Below are 16,941 nucleotides of genomic sequence, written 5' to 3' on the forward strand. Positions count from 1 at the left end.
GCACGGGTGCCCTGAGCTGGGCGGCTGGAACGCGGAAGTCGGGCTTCCGCTCAGAAGGGGCGACAGAGCATGGCGGCGACGCGGCACAGGTCTACTGCCCGCCGCTTCGTGAGGTCCGCCTGTCGCTTCATGGCGTCGATCGTAGGGACGGACGGGCGGGCATGTCACCGGTGTGTCGCATGATGAGATGCGATCGTCCACGATGCGGGATAAGTGGAGGGTGCGGGTCGCGGCGGCCGGGCCCGCGGGCGTCCGCGCCCCGTGCGGCATCTGCGGTGCGGACTGGGCCGTCTCGCCTGTCGGACGCCGTGGCCGTCCGTCGGGTTGCCTCTGGGGCCCGTGGCCGTGACCGTCCGTCGGCCGTCCCTGGCCGCCCGTGGCGGCGCGCCTGTCGGCGCGCTGTCGGTCCTACCCGGCCAGCCGGACGTTCGAACCCTTCACCGTGATGTCGACGCCGTCCGGCGCCGCCTGCACCTTGTCCAGCTTGATGCCACCGGGCAGTTGGTCGATGGCCTGCTGGAAGTCGGTGATCTCCCGGACCCGGTCCTCGGCGATGTCCACACCGCCCAGCTTGGGCAGGGTGTCGGCGTGCACCCGCACCGTGTTGCCCTTGACGGTGAGCGTGCTGAGCACGGAGACGGGGTTGGGCAGCTTGGCGCCGAGGACCGTGGCCTCCACCGAGACCTTGATCTTGCCGTTGCCGCCGTCGGAGAGGCCGATCACGCGGGCGGTGACGCCGGGGGCGACCTGGGTGGGGTCGGACTTGGCCGTCTTCAGCAGCTGGTCGTAGGCGATGGTCGCGGTGCCGTCGGCGGTCGCCGCGGTGGCGGAGCCGAAGTCGCCGGAGAACTCGACGCCCTTCATGTGCGCCTTCAGGTCGTCGATGCGGATCGTCCGGCCGTCGGTGCCGGTGGCGGCCTGGTAGTCCTTGATGCCGACCTCGATGTCGTCCAGCGAGCCGCCGGCGAGCTGGGTGAGGAAGGGGAAGCCGTTGATCGACACGTCCGGGGTGGCGGACAGGTTCTCCGTCGCCTTGAGCTTGTCGGCCGCCTCGCCCTGGGCGAAGTGGACCGCGACCCGGTCGGCGATCACGAACAGACCGCCGACAATCACGACGACGATCAGAAGTATGCGCAGTGCACGCATGTGCTCCCCCACCTAGGCAGTCGGCAACGCAGCCACGGTAACGCCGGGCGGGGCGGGTCCACGGTTTTTGTCGATCACCTGTGACGTGTGCGGTCAGCCCAGGGCCCGGCCCAGAATCCACACCACCGGCGCCGCGGCCGACAGCGGCAGCGCGACGCCCGCCGTGAAGTGCACGAAGCGGGACGGGTAGTCGTAGCCGGCCACCCGGTGCCCGATCAGCGCGCACCCGGCCGCCGCCGCGCCGACCAGGGCGCCCTTCGCGCCGAGACCGGTCATCCCGCCGACCGCGATGCCGGCGCCCGCCGCCGCGAGAATCGCGACGACCACGGAGGCCGGGGTGGGCAGCGGGAGCGCGCGGGCCAGGACCGCCACGGCCACCGCGGCGGCACCGACCGACACGGTGTGCGGGTCGGCGCCCAGGTAGCCCGTCGCGATGACCGCGAGCGCGGTGGCGGCGACCGTCGCCATCAGCCCGTACATCCGCTCGTCCGGGTCGGCGTGCGAGCGCAGTTGCAGGATCAGGGCGAGCAGGATCCACACGCCCAGCGGACCGAGGATGGCCGCGGGGGCATTCTCACGGCCCGCGACCAGCAGCGTCACATCCGCGGTGAGCGCTCCCGCGAAGGCGAGCGCGATGCCCTGCCGGGCGGGCCACATGCCGTTCAGCCGGAACCAGCCCGCCGCGGTCACGGCCTGGAGCACGATCAGCGGCATGACCAGGGCGTACGAGCCGACCGCCGCCGTGCCCGCGAGCAGCAGGCCGAGCAGCGCGGTGAGCGCCGCGGGCTGCATCCCCGGCTCGATGATCGGGGAGCGGCCCTCCAGGCGGGCCCGCTGGGCGTCGGTGATGCGGGAGTTTCCGGCGAGGGTGGCGGGGCCGTAGGTGGGCCCTGTCGTCTCCGCGGCGGGAGCCGGGGCCTGGGCCGGAGACGGGGGCTGCGCCGGTGCCGGGGTCTGCGCCGGTGCTTCCGACGCCACGGGCGCGTGGGGCGCGGCGGGGGCGGCGGCCGGGGCGGCGTAGCCGTGCGACGGCAGGTAGGCGGTCTCCTCGGCCGACGTCAGCGGCGCGTGGACCTGCGTGTCCCAGGTCTGCCCCTGCCACTGCTGGGTGAACTGCGGGTCGTAGCCGGAGTGGGAATGGCCGGACTGGTCGTAGCCGGACTGCCCGTACCCGGACTGCCCGTACCCGGAGTGGTCGTAGCCGGACTGCCCGTGCCCAGACTGGTCGTACCCGGACGGGTCGTGGCCGGGCTGTGCGGGCCACGCCTGCGGGGTCTGGTGCCCGGTCTGGTGCGGCTGCTGCTGCCGGTTCGGGTCGTACCCCTCGTACGCACCGCCGTCATACGGCTGCTGGGTCATCGCTCACCCTCCTGCGAATGGCGGGAGCACCTCGACCGTGCCGCCCTCGGCCAGCCGTACCGTCTCATGTCCGCGGGTCCCCACGGGGTCACCGTCGATCAGGAACGAGCACCGCCGCAGCACGCGCGCCAGCTCGCCGGGGTGTCGCTCGCGCACCACCGCCAGCGCCCCGGCGAGGGTCGCCGCGTCGCAGACCTCCTCGGCGACCCCGGCCGCGGCCTTCGCGGCGGCCCAGTAGCGCACCGTGACCTTTGCCATCTCGTCCTCAAGTCCGTGGGTACGTCAGTACGTACGCCAGTACGCCAGTACGTACGTCTCGATACGTCAGGCTAGCCCGCCCGGGAGGCCGCCCAGTCCCCGATCCGGCCCAGCAGGGCGGCGCCTGCCGCGTGCTCGGCGTGGCCCATGCCGGGCTCCAGCCACAGTTCCCCGTGGTCGGCGGAGGCGGCGGCCAGCATCCGGGGGTGGTCGAGCGGGAAGTAGCCGTCCCGGTCGCCGTGCACGATCAGCAGCGGGATCGGCGCGATCCGCGGGACCGCCTCCACCGGCGACAGCGGCACCGGGTCCCAGTCGCGGTGGTGGATGCGGGTGCGCAACCCATAGCGGCCGACCAGGCGGCCCTCGGGGCGCGTCACCAGCCAGTGCACCCGGCGCATGGGCGCGGTGCCCCGGTAGTACCAGCGGGCCGGGGCGCTCACCGAGACCACGGCGTCGGCGCCCGGGTGCAGCGCCGCGTGCCGCAGCACCACCGAGCCGCCCATGGAAAACCCGATGGTGACCACGCGCGTGTGCCCGAACCCGCGGGCCCACTCCACCGCGGTGGCCAGGTCCAGCACCTCCCGGTCGCCGACCGTGGAGCGCCCGCCGGACGCCCCGTGACCGCGGAACGAGAAGGTGACGACCGCGCCGTGCCGGGCGAGGGCCGCCGCGACCCGGCGTACATGCGGCCGGTCCACGTCCCCGGTGAAGCCGTGCGCGACCACGAACGCCAGGTCACGGGAGAGTGGCGCGGAGGCGTCGGATACGGCCGCGCCCGGGTCGTACACGGAATCGAGGGAAATCCCGTCGGCCGTGCGCAGAAACGTCCGCTGAGGTGCGCGTCTGCCCGTCTCACGGTGCGGACGAATACCGGAACGTGCCAGATGACCTGCCGAACCGTTGCTCATGTCGGCTATTCTGCTGGGCAGAGGACTCGGGCAGCGCCGCCCCCGGGTCCTTTCGTGCTTTCGGAAGCGTTGTATACGAAGCGGGAAACCGCGGGTGTACGGGGCCTTCGGGATCGCAGAGCAGTTCCGTACCGCATACGTCCTCGCGGGGACCGAGGAGGAACCAGGCATATGAGTTCTCTGCTGCTCCTGACCAACGCCCTCCAGCCGTCGGCGGAAGTGCTCCCCGCCCTCGGACTGCTGCTGCACAACGTGCGCGTGGCCCCGGCGGAGGGACCCGCCCTCGTCGGCACTCCCGGTGCCGACCTCATCCTGATCGACGGACGACGGGACCTCCCCCAGGTCCGCAGCCTGTGCCAGCTGCTGCGCTCCACCGGGCCCGGTTGTCCGCTCGTCCTCGTCGTCACCGAGGGCGGCCTCGCCGCCGTCACCGCCGACTGGGGCATCGACGACGTACTCCTGGACACGGCCGGCCCCGCCGAGGTGGAGGCCCGCCTCCGCCTGGCCATGGGTCGCCAGCAGCTCGTCACCGACGACTCCCCGATGGAGATCCGCAACGGCGACCTGTCGGTGGACGAGGCGACCTACTCCGCCAAGCTCAAGGGCCGGATCCTCGACCTGACCTTCAAGGAGTTCGAGCTCCTGAAGTACCTCGCGCAGCACCCGGGCCGCGTCTTCACCCGGGCCCAGTTGCTCCAGGAGGTCTGGGGCTACGACTACTTCGGGGGCACGCGGACCGTCGACGTACATGTACGGCGGCTGCGCGCCAAGCTGGGCCCGGAGCACGAGTCGCTGATCGGAACCGTCCGGAACGTCGGTTATCGATTCGTTACTCCCGAGAAGGGCGACCGCACTCCCGAGAAGGGCGACCGTGCCGCGGACGAGGCGAAGGCCAAGGCAGCTCGGCCAAAGTCGGAGGATGCGGACACTTCGGCGGTCCTCGGCGGCACCGAGGTCAGGGCCGAGGCATAGCCGGGACCCGGGCGGGGCGTCGGGTGCGCACAGGCAAGCCCCGACAGGGGCTGCCGCGGCCCTGCCCAGCACGGATCTCTCCGCGTAGACTCCGCGCGTGGCCAAGGTGACTCGGGATGACGTGGCGCGGCTGGCGGGCACTTCCACCGCCGTGGTCAGCTACGTCATCAACAACGGACCCCGGCCGGTGGCCCCGGCCACGCGCGAGCGTGTCCTCGCGGCGATCAAGGAACTGGGGTACCGGCCCGACCGGGTGGCCCAGGCGATGGCCTCGCGCCGCACCGACCTCATAGGACTGATCGTGCCGGACGCGCGCCAGCCCTTCTTCGGGGAGATGGCCCACGCGGTCGAGCAGGCCGCCTCCGAGCGCGGAAAGATGGTCCTCGTCGGCAATTCCGACTACGTCGGCGAGCGCGAGGTCCACTACTTGCGGGCCTTCCTCGGGATGCGGGTCTCGGGTCTGATCCTCGTCTCCCACGCGCCCAACGACCTCGCCGCCGCCGAGATCGACGCCTGGGACGCCCGGGTGGTGCTGCTGCACGAGCGGCCCGAGGCCATGGACGACGTCGCCGTCGTCACCGACGACCTGGGCGGCGCCCAGCTCGCGGTGCGCCATCTGCTGGAGCACGGGTACGAGTACGTCGCCTGCATGGGCGGCACGGCCGAGACTCCCGCCGTCGGCGACCCGGTCACCGACCACGTCGAGGGCTGGCGGCGCGCCCTGAACGAGGCCGGTATCCCGACCGAGGGGCGGCTCTTCGAGGCCCCGTACAACCGCTATGACGCCTACCGGGTCGCCCTGGAGATCCTCTCCGGCCCCGACCGGCCGCCCGCGATCTTCTGCTCCACCGACGACCAGGCGATCGGCGTGCTGCGGGCCGCGCGCGAGCTGCGTCTGGACGTGCCGGGCGAGCTGGCGGTGGCCGGCTTCGACGACATCAAGGAGGCGGCCCTGGCCGATCCGCCGCTGACGACGGTCGCCTCGGACCGGTCGGCGATGGCGCGGGCCGCCGTGGACCTCGTCCTCGACGACGGTCTGCGGGTGGCGAGCTCGCGCCGGGAGCGGCTGAAGATCTTCCCGTCCCGGCTGCTGCTGCGCCGCTCCTGCGGCTGTGCGTGAGGTCTCCCAGGCGTCCATGAGGGCTCACTGAGAGCCGCCGCCGAGCTGCGAGAACCGTCTTTATATCGGGCAAACGCGGTTCTGCCGGGCTTCTCAGGGAGCACTCAGGAAGCTCTCATGGTGGCGGGACAAGCTCTATGGCATGACCGAGAGCTTCCGCCGCAGCGGCACGTACGAGAACCCCCAGGGTGACGGCTACCAGGGCGCGTACCCCCGGCAGCAGCACGCCTCCTCCCCCGTGAACCCGGAGTGGCCGCCCCCGCCGGTCCACCGGCCCGCGGAGCCGGTCTCCGTCGAGCCGGGCACCACCGTGTGGCCGGGCGGCGAGGCCGCCGCGACGACCGCTCCGCTCGCCGCCGACGCCGGTCAGGGCGGTGCCGGCGGGCACGGCGGCGGAACCGCTCTCCTTCCGACCGCACCGGGCGGCGACGGCGCCGCGCCGCACGATCCACACGCCCCGCACGCTCCGCACAGGAAGCGCGCCCGGGGCCCGATAGGGCTGCTGGCCGCCGTGGCGATCGTCGCCGCGGCCGTGGGTGGCGGCACGGCGTACGCCTTCCAGGAGCTGACCGGCAAGGACTCCGCCACGGTCGGCAGTGCGGCCACCCATGTCGTGCCGTCCAGCAAGAAGGGTGACGTCGCCGCCATCGCCGCCGCGGTCAGCCCGAGCGTGGTCGAGATCAACGCGACGCTCGCGGGCGGCTCGTCCACCGGCTCCGGCGTGATCATCACCTCCGGCGGCGAGATCATCACCAACAACCACGTCGTCTCCGGCGCCTCGTCGATCAAGGTGCGGACCAGCGACAGCAAGGAGTACACGGCCGACGTCGTGGGCACCGACAGCTCCAAGGACCTCGCGTTGATCAAGCTGCGTGACGCCTCCGGGCTGAAGGCCGCCGCCCTCGGCGACTCCTCCGGGGTGCAGGTCGGCGACACGGTCGTGGCGATCGGCTCCCCCGAGGGCCTGACCGGCACCGTCACCAGCGGCATCGTCTCCGCCCTGCACCGTGCCGTGACCGTCTCCACGGACGAGAGCCAGGGGCAGGGCCAGGGCGACGGCCGGTGGCCGTTCCAGTTCGGCGGCCAGGACTTCAACGGCGACACGGGCTCCTCCACCACCACGTACCAGGCCATCCAGACCGACGCGTCCCTCAACCCCGGCAACTCCGGTGGCGCCCTGATCGACGCGAGCGGCGCCATCATCGGCATCAACTCCGCGATGTACTCGGCCACCGACTCCTCGTCGTCCTCGGACGCGGGCAGCGTCGGCCTCGGCTTCGCGATCCCCATCAACACCGTCAAGTCCGACCTGACCAAGCTGCGGGCCGGCGCCACCGGCTGAGCAGGCCGGAGCCGCGAGCGCGCGGCGCACCCGCAGGAGCACGAAGGGCCCAGGAGCACGAAGGGCCCAGGAGCACGAAGGACTCGAAAGCACCAAGGGCTCGGAAGCACCAAGAGCGCACCAAGAGCTAGGGAGCACGTCATGATCCAGACGATCGAGCAGGTTTCGCACCCGGCGGCCGGCCTCGGCCCGGCCTGCACCGCCCTGGCCCTTGAGGTGGCGTACGCACTCCACGCGCCCCGGCCGCCCGCCCGGGCCACGGAAGTGGCCGCCCCCGAGCTGATGGGTCTGCGCATGCCCGCCGACCGCCCGCACCGCCATAAGGTCCCCCTGAAGCGCCTGACCGCGGTGCACGCCTGAGCCGGGCCGGGCGAAGCCCACGGCCCGGCCGCACCCCACCACCGCACCCCGGCAAGCCGGAAACATGCGAGTCTGAAGACGTCCCAGCCGCGTCCCCACCCCACCCCGAGGAACCCAGACGATGAGCTCCGCCGAAGGCGACCGTGACCGCATCCTGATCGTCGACGACGAGCCCGCCGTCCGCGAAGCGCTCCAGCGCAGCCTGGCCTTCGAGGGGTACGACACCGAGGTCGCCGTCGACGGCGCGGACGCGCTGGAGAAGGCCGCCGGGTACCGGCCCGACCTGGTCGTCCTGGACATCCAGATGCCCCGCATGGACGGCCTGACGGCCGCCCGCCGCATCCGCGGCGCGGGCGACACCACACCGATTCTGATGCTGACGGCCCGCGACACCGTCGGCGACCGGGTCACCGGTCTCGACGCCGGGGCCGACGACTACCTGGTCAAGCCGTTCGAACTGGACGAGCTGTTCGCCCGGATCCGCGCGCTGCTGCGACGCAGCTCCTACGCCGCCTCGGTGGTCGGCGCCACCACGGACGACGAGGCCCTCACCTTCGGCGATCTCCGTATGGACCTCGCGACCCGCGAGGTCACACGCGGCGCGCGGCAGGTGGAGCTGACCCGCACCGAGTTCACCCTGCTGGAGATGTTCCTGGCCCATCCGCGCCAGGTGCTCACCCGTGAGCAGATCCTGAAGGCGGTCTGGGGCTTCGACTTCGAACCGTCGTCCAACTCGCTGGACGTGTACGTCATGTACCTGCGGCGCAAGACGGAGGCGGGCGGCGAGCCGCGGCTGGTCCACACGGTCCGCGGCGTGGGGTACGTGCTGCGCCAGGGCGGCGCCGAGTGAAAGGGCTGGTCCGCCGGTTCCGGGCGCTGCCGATTCGCTCGCGGCTGTCGCTGCTGGTGGCGGTGGCGGTGGCGTCCGCGGTGGCGGCGGTCTCGGTGACCTGCTGGTTCCTCGTGCAGGGGAAACTGTACGAGCAGATCGACAACGACCTGAAGAAGTCCGTGGGCATGGCCGTGGGCCGGCCCCAGGACCTCGACAACATCCGGACCGCGCTCGACAACTGCACGCAGACCCCGCAGAACGCCATCAACGGCGTCCGGAACACCTACTTCCAGGTGGTCACCTCGGACGGCACCGCCTGTCTCTTCCCCAGCTCGGTCGGCCGTATCAAGGTCTCCTCGACGGACGAGGACGTGATCAAGAACGCGGACAGCGGTCAGGGCGTCTTCCACAACGGCATCGACGCGGACGGCAACCGGGTGCGCGTGCTGACCATGCCCATCATCATCAGCAGCCCGGTCTCCCAGACCAACGCGGTCCTGATGGCCGCCGTCCTCCTGAAGGGCACCGAGAGCACGCTCAAGGACCTGGCCCTGGTGCTGCTGCTGGTCTCCGGGGTAGGGGTCGTCGGGGCGGGCGCCGCCGGTCTCGCGGTAGCCCGGGCCGGGCTGCGCCCGGTCGACAAACTCACCGAGGCGGTGGAACACGTCGCCCGCACCGAGGACCTGACCATCCGCATCCCGGTGGCGGACGACAGCGAGGACGAGATCGCGCGCCTGTCCCGGTCGTTCAACTCGATGACGTCCGCGCTGGCCAGCTCCCGCGAGTTGCAGCAGCAGCTGATCGCGGACGCCGGTCATGAACTGCGCACGCCGCTCACCTCGCTGCGCACGAACGTGGAACTGCTCACCCGCAGCGAGGAGACCGGCCGTCCGCTCCCGCCGGCCGACCGCAAGGCGCTGCTGGCCTCGGTGAAGGCACAGATGACGGAGCTGGCGTCGCTGATCGGCGACCTCCAGGAACTGTCCCGTTCGGCGGGCCAGCGCGGCGAGCGGCTTCAGGTGATCGCGTTCCACGACACCGTGGAGACGGCCCTGCGCCGGGCGCGGCTGCGCGGCCCCGAGCTGACGATCACGGCCGACCTGGCGCCGTGGTACGTCCGCGCCGAACCGTCCGCGCTGGAGCGGGCGATCGTCAACATCCTCGACAACGCGGTGAAGTTCAGCCCCGACGGCGGCACCGTGGACGTGGCGCTGGACAGGGGCGTCCTCACCGTCCGGGACCACGGTCCCGGCATCGCCGTCGAGGAACTCCCGCATGTCTTCGACCGGTTCTGGCGCTCCCCGAGTGCGCGCGCCCTGCCGGGTTCGGGCCTGGGCCTGTCGATCGTGGCCCGCACGGTCCAGCAAGCGGGCGGCGAAGTGTCCCTCGCCGCCGCCCGGAACGGCGGCACCGTGGCCACGGTCCGGCTGCCCGGCGCCCCCACGGCCCCACCGGAGCTGACGCAGGCACCATGACCGGCCCGGCGCCGCCTTCGATCGGCACCGGGGGGCGTTCTTGGGCGTCGGCTTCCTGGCACATGGCACGGAGAAGGGCCCGGTACGTACCGGAGTACGTACCGGGCCCGTGCGGGACGCCGCCGCTGGTGCGGGAAGCAGCCGCTGTGCCGCCTACTTCACGATCTTGATCCGGTCCGCCGCGGGGGGCGCGATCGGGTTGCCGGCCGAGGAGTTGGCCGTCAGGTAGTTCGCCAGCGCGGTCAGGTCGTCCGCGCCCACCAGGGAGTTGGTGCCCTTGCCGAACGTGGGGAAGCCGTCGCCGCCGCCCGCGAGGAAGGCGTTGGCGGCGACCCGGTAGGTGGCGGCCGGGTCGATCGCGGCACCGTTCAGCCGGATCGAGTCGGTCACCACGCGGTCCGCGCCGGACTTCGTCAGGTCCAGTGTGTACGTCAGCCCGGCCGACGGCTGGAGGATCTTCGGCGCGGCCGCGTTGGCGCCGCTGACCTGCTCCTTCAGCACCTGGATCAGCTGCGCGCCGGTGAGGTCCTGGAGGGTCACCAGGTTGGCGAACGGCTGGACGGTGAAGCCCTCGGCGTAGGTGACCACGCCGTCGCCCTCGGCGCCCGAGGCCGTGTACGTCAGACCGGCCCGCACACCGCCCGGGTTCATCAGCGCCAGCGCGGTCTTCGGGTCCTGCTCCCGGCCGTAGGCGAGCTGCGCGTCCGCGATCAGGTCGCCCATCGGGGACTCGGTGCCGGAGTTGGGCACGTCACCGGAGATGTAACCGACCGGGCGGTTGCCGATGGGCGCGGCCAGCGCGCTCCACTTGGAGATCAGCTGCGTCATGTCCGGCGCCTTGGGCACGGTGCGAGTGACCACGCGGTTCGCCGACTTCACCGCCGTACGGGCGATGTCACCGGTCACCCGGTCGTAGGTCAGCGTGGTGTCCGTGTAGAGGCGGCCGAAGGAGGCGGCCGAGGTGACCATGCGCGGCCTGCCCGCCGGGTCGTTGATGCTGCAGACGTACGCGCTGTGGGTGTGGCCCGTCACCAGCGCGTCCACCGCCGGGGTGACGTTCTTCGCAATGTCCACGATCGGGCCGGAGATGCCGGCGCCGGCGCCCGAGGAGTCGCAGTCGTAGTTGTAGCTCGACGAGGCCGGGAAGCCGCCCTCGTGGACCAGGGCCACGATCGACTGGACGCCCTGGCGCTGCAGCTCCTTGGCGTACTTGTTGATCGTCTCGACCTCGTCCTTGAACTTGAGGCCCTTGACGCCCTCCGCGGAGACGATCCCCGGGGTGTCCTCCAGGGTGACGCCGATGAAGCCGATCTTGACGCCCTTCTTCTTCCAGACCCAGTACGGCTTCAGGATCGGCTTGTCCGTCGTCTCGTTCAGCACGTTGGCCGCGAGGTACGGGAAGTCGGCGCCCGTGAACTTCTCGTTCTTGTCGTAGCAGCCGTCCGTCGGGTGGCAGCCGCCGTTCTGGAGCCGCGCCAGTTCCGTGGCGCCCTCGTCGAACTCGTGGTTGCCCACGGAGGTGACGTCCAGGTCCAGGCCGTTGAGCGCCTCGATGGTCGGCTCGTCGTGGAACAGACCGGAGATCAGCGGGGAGGCGCCGACCATGTCGCCGCCGGCCGCGGTGATGGAGTACGGGTGACCGGCGCGGGCCTGGCGGAGGTGGGTGGCCAGGTACTCGACGCCGCCCGCGTCGATCGTCTTCGTGGTGCCGTCCGGCTGCAGCTCGCTGACCCGGCCGGAGGAGCCGGACGGCGGCTCCAGGTTGCCGTGCAGGTCGTTGAAGGAGAGGAGTTGGACGTCCTGGTAGCGGCCCGAACGGTGGTAGCCGCGGTTGTCGCCCCGGTCGGCCTGGTCGTTGTTCGCCTGAGCGGGCAGCGCGGCGGCCAGGGCCGCGACGGTGGCGAGACCGGCCGCGGTCGCGAGAAAGACGCGCGTGCGGCGTCTGCCGCGATGACGTACCTGGGATGTCGTCGGCATGTGCCCCCCTGTGGATTGATGGTGACAAGCGGGTTCGATGCGGCGCAGCCTAGATTCAACGCGCGTAGCGCGACAGGGGGTTCATGGTTACATCCTGGCTTCCTTTTGCCGACTTCTTTGCGTTTGCCCGTGTCGCCACTTTGCCGCGGGCGCCCCGTACCCTCGTACGCATGACCAGCGACGACGCCGCACCGCCCTTCGCCTCCCGCTCCATCGAGACCTACTCCGCGCTCTCCCCGGACCAGGCCGCGGCCGTCCTGGAGCTGCTCGCGGCGGCCGCCGGAACCGACGGGCAGCAGGCGGTGTCCGAGCAGGGCCGACTGCAACTGCGCGGGGGCGCGCGCGAGGGCGTCTCGCATCTGCTGCTGACCCTCGGCGGTGAACTCGTCGGCTATGCCCAGCTGGAGGACACCGACCCGGTGGAGGCACCGGCCGCCGAGCTGGTCGTGCACCCCTCGCACCGGGGGCACGGGCACGGCCGGGCGCTCGGCTCGGCGCTGCTCGCCGCGTCCGGGAAGCGGCTGCGGGTGTGGGCGCACGGCGGGCACGCCGCCGCGCGGCACCTCGCCCAGGTACTGGGGATGTCCCTGTTCCGTGAACTGCGCCAGATGCGGCGGTCGTTGACCGGTCTCAGGCTGCCCGAGCCGCGGCTGCCGGAGGGCGTCACGGTGCGCACGTTCACGCCGGGGCGGGACGACGCGGCCTGGCTCGCCGTCAACGCGGCGGCCTTCGCGCACCATCCCGAACAGGGCTCCCTGACCCAGCGCGACCTGGACGACCGTATGGCCGAGCCCTGGTTCGACCCGGCCGGTTTCTTCCTCGCCGAACGGGCGGGGCAGCTGATCGGCTTCCACTGGACCAAGGCGCACGCGGAGGAGCGGTTGGGCGAGGTGTACGTGCTCGGCGTGGCGCCCGGCGCCCAGGGCGGCGGCCTCGGCAAGGCCCTGACGACCATCGGCCTGCGCCACCTGGCCGCGCAGGGTCTGCCGACCGCGATGCTGTACGTCGACGCCGACAACACGGCGGCCGTGTCGGTGTACGAACGGCTGGGGTTCGTGACCCACGAGACCGACCTGATGTACCGCACGGAGACGTGAGCACGGGAGCATGAGCCACGGGGGCATCAGCACGGAGGCGTGAGCACGGGGCGTGAGCACGGGGGCGTGGGGACGTCGGGGACCCGCCGGCCGGCCCTGCGGACGGCCGTACCGGCCGTCACCGGGGCGACCAGCCTCGACAAGGGCCATGGACACCTCTGCTCCGGGATCCACGTACGGGCCGTGGCCGGCCTGTGCACGGCCGCCGCGTCCTGGCTGCTACGCCGCCACAACAAGACCCACGCCACCCCCCCCAAAAACCACCCCCACACAGCACCACACCCCCCAAAACCCAACACTCCGACGCCCCCACACCTCCCCACCGCACAGGGGAAACGCGCCGGACCGACACCTCCACGGCAGGGCACGCCGCGCGTCCGTCACCCATACCGCCGTACGGCTCCGCCGGACCTGCGTGGACGCCGGGGAGCCGCCCCCCGCTATCCCGCACGTCATGTCTCTGTAACCAACGATTCAGACGAGCTTGCAACGCTCAGTCAATGAAGACCGCCGCGCCAGAGCCTTCACCGCCCCCCGAGGGGCCCGGTGGGAACGGGATCGTGAGGCTACCTCCCGCACGTTCCGACGCGCCCTTCTCCCTGTTCGCGCGGAACAATGGGCATATGAGCCAGAACACCCAGGCCGAGTCCCACCCGTCTCCCACCACCACCCTTGGTGGAGGCCCTGCGGGCCGCGGCACTCATCCAAACCCGCAGCCCTCCGTGGGCTCCATAGCCGCGCACCGCCCGCACACCGTGGCGGCGGCGGTCTCCGACCTGGAACCCGACCTCGACGCCGACCTCGACGCATACGAGGAGTCGCAGACCGACGGGGCCCAGCTGCCGCAGGGTCGCTTCCTCGACCGGGAGCGCAGCTGGCTCGCGTTCAACGAGCGGGTCCTCGAACTCGCCGAGGACCCGAACACGCCCCTCCTGGAGCGGGCGAACTTCCTGGCGATCTTCGCCAGCAACCTGGACGAGTTCTTCATGGTCCGGGTGGCCGGTCTGAAGCGCCGCATCGCGGCGGGCGTCGCCACCCGGTCCGCCTCCGGCCTCCAGCCCCGGGAGGTGCTGGAGATGATCTGGGCCCGCTCCCGCGAGCTGATGGCCCGGCACGCCGCCTGCTACCACGAGGACGTCGCCCCCGCCCTCGCGGAGGAGGGCATCCACCTGGTCCGCTGGAACGAGCTGACCGAGAAGGAGCAGGCCCGCCTCTTCACCCTGTTCCGGCACCAGATCTTCCCGGTCCTGACCCCCCTGGCGGTCGACCCGGCGCACCCCTTCCCGTATATCTCCGGCCTGTCCCTGAACCTGGCCGTGGTGGTACGGAACCCGGTCAGCGGCCATCGGCACTTCGCCCGGGTGAAGGTGCCCCCGCTGCTCTCCCGCTTCCTGGAGGCCGCCCCCGGCCGCTACGTCCCCCTTGAGGACGTCATCGCCGCCCACCTCGAAGAGCTGTTCCCGGGCATGGAGGTGCTGGAGCACCACGCCTTCCGGGTGACCCGCAACGAGGACCTGGAGGTCGAGGAGGACGACGCCGAGAACCTGCTCCAGGCCCTGGAGAAGGAACTCATGCGGCGCCGCTTCGGGCCGCCGGTGCGCCTGGAGGTCGAGGAGTCCATCGACCGCGAGGTACTCGATCTGCTGGTGCGCGAGCTGAAGATCAGCGAGGCCGAGGTCTACCCGCTGCCCGGCCCCCTGGACCTCACCGGACTGTTCCGCATCCACAGCCTCGACCGGCCCGAGCTGAAATACCCGAAGTTCGTCGCCGGCACCCACCGCGACCTCGCCGAGGTCGAGTCGGCCTCCGAACCGGACATCTTCGCCGCTCTGCGCGGCCGGGACGTGCTGCTGCACCACCCGTACGACTCGTTCTCGACGTCGGTGCAGGCGTTCCTCCAGCAGGCGGCCGATGACCCCGACGTCCTCGCCATCAAGCAGACCCTGTACCGGACCTCGGGCGACTCCCCCATCGTCGACGCGCTCATCGACGCCGCCGAGTCCGGCAAGCAGGTACTCGTCCTGGTCGAGATCAAGGCACGCTTCGACGAGCACGCCAACATCAAGTGGGCGCGCAAGCTGGAGGAGGCCGGCTGCCATGTCGTATACGGCCTGGTCGGCCTGAAGACGCACTCCAAGCTGTCCCTGGTGGTGCGCCAGGAGGGCGAGACGCTCCGCCGCTACAGCCACGTCGGCACCGGCAACTACCACCCGAAGACGGCCCGGCTCTACGAGGACCTGGGCCTGCTGACGGCGGATCCGCAGGTCGGCGCCGACCTGTCCGACCTGTTCAACCGGCTCTCCGGTTACTCGCGCCGCGAGACGTACCGCCGTCTGCTGGTCGCGCCCAAGTCCCTGCGGGACGGGCTGATCGCCCGGATCGACAAGGAGGCCCAGCACCACCGTGCGGGCCGCCCCGCCTTCATCCGCATCAAGGTCAACTCGATGGTGGACGAGGCGGTCATCGACTCCCTCTACCGCGCGTCCCAGGCGGGCGTGCCGGTGGACATCTGGGTGCGCGGCATCTGCGCGCTCCGTCCGGGTGTCCCGGGTCTCTCGGAGAACATCCGGGTTCGCTCCGTCCTCGGCCGCTTCCTGGAACACTCCCGGGTGTTCGTCTTCGGCAACGGCGACGAGCCCGAAGTGTGGATCGGCAGCGCCGACATGATGCACCGCAATCTCGACCGCAGGATCGAGGCACTGGTCAGGGTCACCGACCCGGCACACCGGGCGTCCCTCAACCGGCTGCTCGAAACCGGCATGTCCGACACCACCTCCTCCTGGCACCTGAACGCCGACGGCGAGTGGACCCGGCACGCGACCGACGCGGACGGACAGCCCCTGCGCAACGTCCAGGAGATGCTCATAGACGCCCGGAGGCGCCGGCGTGGCACAGCAACACCTTGAACCGACGGACCCCACGGCCGGGGCGGTGACCGGAGACGCCCTCGCGGTCTACCTGCGCGCCCAGGCCACGGAGTTCCTCCGCGCGCTGCGGCTGCAACGGGAGACCGGTACGGCCGCCGGTCCGGAGGAGTCCGTCGACGCGGCGCGCGCCCTGCGCCGCTCGGCCCGCCGTATCAGCGGCAGCCTGCACACCTTCCGGCCGCTCCTCGACGCCGACTGGTCGGAGGAGATGCGCCCCGAACTGGCCTGGCTGTCGGGGACATTGGGGATGGAGCACGCATACGAGGCGCGCCTGGAACGGCTGTTGCTCGCGCTGCACCGGCTGTCCGGTTCGACGTCGTTCCCGGCGCAGTCGGTGACCGTCGGCGCCGGTCCCGCGGCCCCCGGTTCCGGACCCAGCAACCAGGAGCGCGGCAACCTCACCGTGGGCGCGGCCAAGGCGGGCGCCCTGCTCGAACGCCAGCTCACCCTCGCCCGGACCCGGGCCCACTCCACCGCCCTCCAGGCCCTCGGCTCCTCCCGCTTCCACGCGGTCGCCGACCGGGTCGCCGTCCTGGCCAGCGAGGTGCCGCTCACCCCGGCCGCCGTGACCACCGATCTGCGTCCGGCCGCGGCCGCGGCGGAGGAACGGCTCATGGACGCCATCGCCGCGCTGCCCCTGATCACCGCCGGGCACCCGTACAACGCGGAGGCCCTGGTCCACGGGCTGTCCCCGGACCCCACCCCGCATCCGCAGGACGGCCCCTGGCACCAGGTGCGCCTGCTGCTGCGGTTGCACCGCTACGCCCGCGAGGTCCTGTGCGGCAGCGGGCTCGGCGCACCTTCGGCCGATCTGCGGCTGCTCGCGGCCGGGCGGGCGCTGGACCGGCACCGGGACGCCGCGGAGGCGGCCGGCGCGGCGGCGCAGGCGGCCCGCACCCCGCGCATCGCGCCCGCGACGGCGTACGCGCTCGGCGTGCTCCACGCCGACCAGCGGCACGAGGTGGAGGCGGCGCGGTTCGAGTTCCAGCAGTCCTGGCAGAAGCAGCCGGTCAGCGCGCCCTGACCCCGTCGGCCACCCGCCCACCGTCCACCACAGCCCCGAAACCGGCCCCCGAACCGATCCCGCATCCGACCTCGAATCCGACCTCGAATCGGACCTCGGATTCGACGCCGCATCCGAAGGAGCCCCACGGACCAGGAGGGTGAC

At 71.9% G+C, this 16,941-nt stretch carries 15 protein-coding genes; 9 read left to right on the forward strand and 6 right to left on the reverse strand.

The genetic code is table 11. The features are described from left to right. Positions 1-50: 50 nt before the first annotated feature. The 5 genes from ACWEKM_RS01830 to ACWEKM_RS01850 all read right to left on the reverse strand — a co-directional run bounded on the left by ACWEKM_RS01830 (position 51) and on the right by ACWEKM_RS01850 (position 3,671). Positions 51-131 (reverse strand): Ms5788A family Cys-rich leader peptide, encoded by an 81-nt coding sequence (locus ACWEKM_RS01830; protein WP_350751515.1) that lies wholly within the window; start codon positions 129-131, stop codon positions 51-53. Between the two features lie 277 nt (positions 132-408). Beyond that, positions 409-1,146 carry an LmeA family phospholipid-binding protein gene (locus ACWEKM_RS01835; RefSeq protein ID WP_451619167.1) on the reverse strand — a complete coding sequence of 246 codons (738 nt, stop codon included), beginning with the start codon at positions 1,144-1,146 and terminating at the stop codon, positions 409-411. A 93-nt stretch (positions 1,147-1,239) separates the two neighbouring features. After that, positions 1,240-2,505 (reverse strand): hypothetical protein, encoded by a 1,266-nt coding sequence (locus ACWEKM_RS01840; protein WP_451619168.1) that lies wholly within the window; start codon positions 2,503-2,505, stop codon positions 1,240-1,242. A gap of 3 nt (positions 2,506-2,508) precedes the next feature. Further along, the gene (locus ACWEKM_RS01845) at positions 2,509-2,763 is read right to left on the reverse strand and encodes a MoaD/ThiS family protein (RefSeq protein ID WP_451619169.1); all 255 of its coding nucleotides are present in this window, start codon (positions 2,761-2,763) and stop codon (positions 2,509-2,511) included. Between the two features lie 71 nt (positions 2,764-2,834). Beyond that, the gene (locus ACWEKM_RS01850; protein ID WP_451619170.1) at positions 2,835-3,671 is read right to left on the reverse strand and encodes an alpha/beta hydrolase; all 837 of its coding nucleotides are present in this window, start codon (positions 3,669-3,671) and stop codon (positions 2,835-2,837) included. A 171-nt stretch (positions 3,672-3,842) separates the two neighbouring features. Between ACWEKM_RS01850 and ACWEKM_RS01855 the strand changes: the two genes are divergently transcribed. The 6 genes from ACWEKM_RS01855 to ACWEKM_RS01880 all read left to right on the forward strand — a co-directional run bounded on the left by ACWEKM_RS01855 (position 3,843) and on the right by ACWEKM_RS01880 (position 9,772). After that, complete coding sequence (locus tag ACWEKM_RS01855) at positions 3,843-4,643, forward strand: winged helix-turn-helix transcriptional regulator (protein ID WP_451619171.1); 801 nt, start codon at positions 3,843-3,845, stop codon at positions 4,641-4,643. Between the two features lie 97 nt (positions 4,644-4,740). Continuing rightward, positions 4,741-5,763: a LacI family DNA-binding transcriptional regulator gene (locus ACWEKM_RS01860; RefSeq protein WP_451619172.1), complete on the forward strand. Its 1,023-nt coding sequence runs from the start codon at positions 4,741-4,743 to the stop codon at positions 5,761-5,763. 142 nt (positions 5,764-5,905) lie between these two features. After that, a complete protein-coding gene (locus ACWEKM_RS01865; protein WP_451619173.1) occupies positions 5,906-7,105 on the forward strand; it encodes a S1C family serine protease in 1,200 nt (399 codons plus the stop codon). A 141-nt stretch (positions 7,106-7,246) separates the two neighbouring features. Then, positions 7,247-7,465 (forward strand): hypothetical protein, encoded by a 219-nt coding sequence (locus tag ACWEKM_RS01870; RefSeq protein ID WP_451619174.1) that lies wholly within the window; start codon positions 7,247-7,249, stop codon positions 7,463-7,465. A 121-nt stretch (positions 7,466-7,586) separates the two neighbouring features. Then, positions 7,587-8,315 carry a response regulator transcription factor gene (locus tag ACWEKM_RS01875; RefSeq protein ID WP_451619175.1) on the forward strand — a complete coding sequence of 243 codons (729 nt, stop codon included), beginning with the start codon at positions 7,587-7,589 and terminating at the stop codon, positions 8,313-8,315. Next, a complete protein-coding gene (locus tag ACWEKM_RS01880; RefSeq protein ID WP_451619176.1) occupies positions 8,312-9,772 on the forward strand; it encodes a sensor histidine kinase in 1,461 nt (486 codons plus the stop codon). Before ACWEKM_RS01875 ends, ACWEKM_RS01880 begins: the two co-directional genes overlap by 4 nt. 153 nt (positions 9,773-9,925) lie before the next feature. On the opposite strand, the gene ACWEKM_RS01885 is transcribed toward ACWEKM_RS01880, so the two are convergent. Further along, positions 9,926-11,749 carry a bifunctional metallophosphatase/5'-nucleotidase gene (locus ACWEKM_RS01885; RefSeq protein ID WP_451619177.1) on the reverse strand — a complete coding sequence of 608 codons (1,824 nt, stop codon included), beginning with the start codon at positions 11,747-11,749 and terminating at the stop codon, positions 9,926-9,928. Between the two features lie 170 nt (positions 11,750-11,919). Here ACWEKM_RS01885 and mshD point away from each other — a divergent pair, with 170 nt between their 5' ends. The 3 genes from mshD (at position 11,920) to ACWEKM_RS01900 (ending at position 16,797) form a co-directional block, all read left to right on the forward strand. Next, positions 11,920-12,846 carry a mycothiol synthase gene (gene mshD, locus ACWEKM_RS01890; protein ID WP_451619178.1) on the forward strand — a complete coding sequence of 309 codons (927 nt, stop codon included), beginning with the start codon at positions 11,920-11,922 and terminating at the stop codon, positions 12,844-12,846. A 500-nt stretch (positions 12,847-13,346) separates the two neighbouring features. Further along, positions 13,347-15,752: an RNA degradosome polyphosphate kinase gene (locus ACWEKM_RS01895; RefSeq protein WP_451619179.1), complete on the forward strand. Its 2,406-nt coding sequence runs from the start codon at positions 13,347-13,349 to the stop codon at positions 15,750-15,752. Beyond that, positions 15,733-16,797 (forward strand): CHAD domain-containing protein, encoded by a 1,065-nt coding sequence (locus ACWEKM_RS01900; protein WP_451619180.1) that lies wholly within the window; start codon positions 15,733-15,735, stop codon positions 16,795-16,797. Before ACWEKM_RS01895 ends, ACWEKM_RS01900 begins: the two co-directional genes overlap by 20 nt. The last annotated feature ends 144 nt before the right edge of the window (positions 16,798-16,941 follow it).

It is taken from the genome of Streptomyces sp. NPDC004752 (assembly GCF_053601275.1).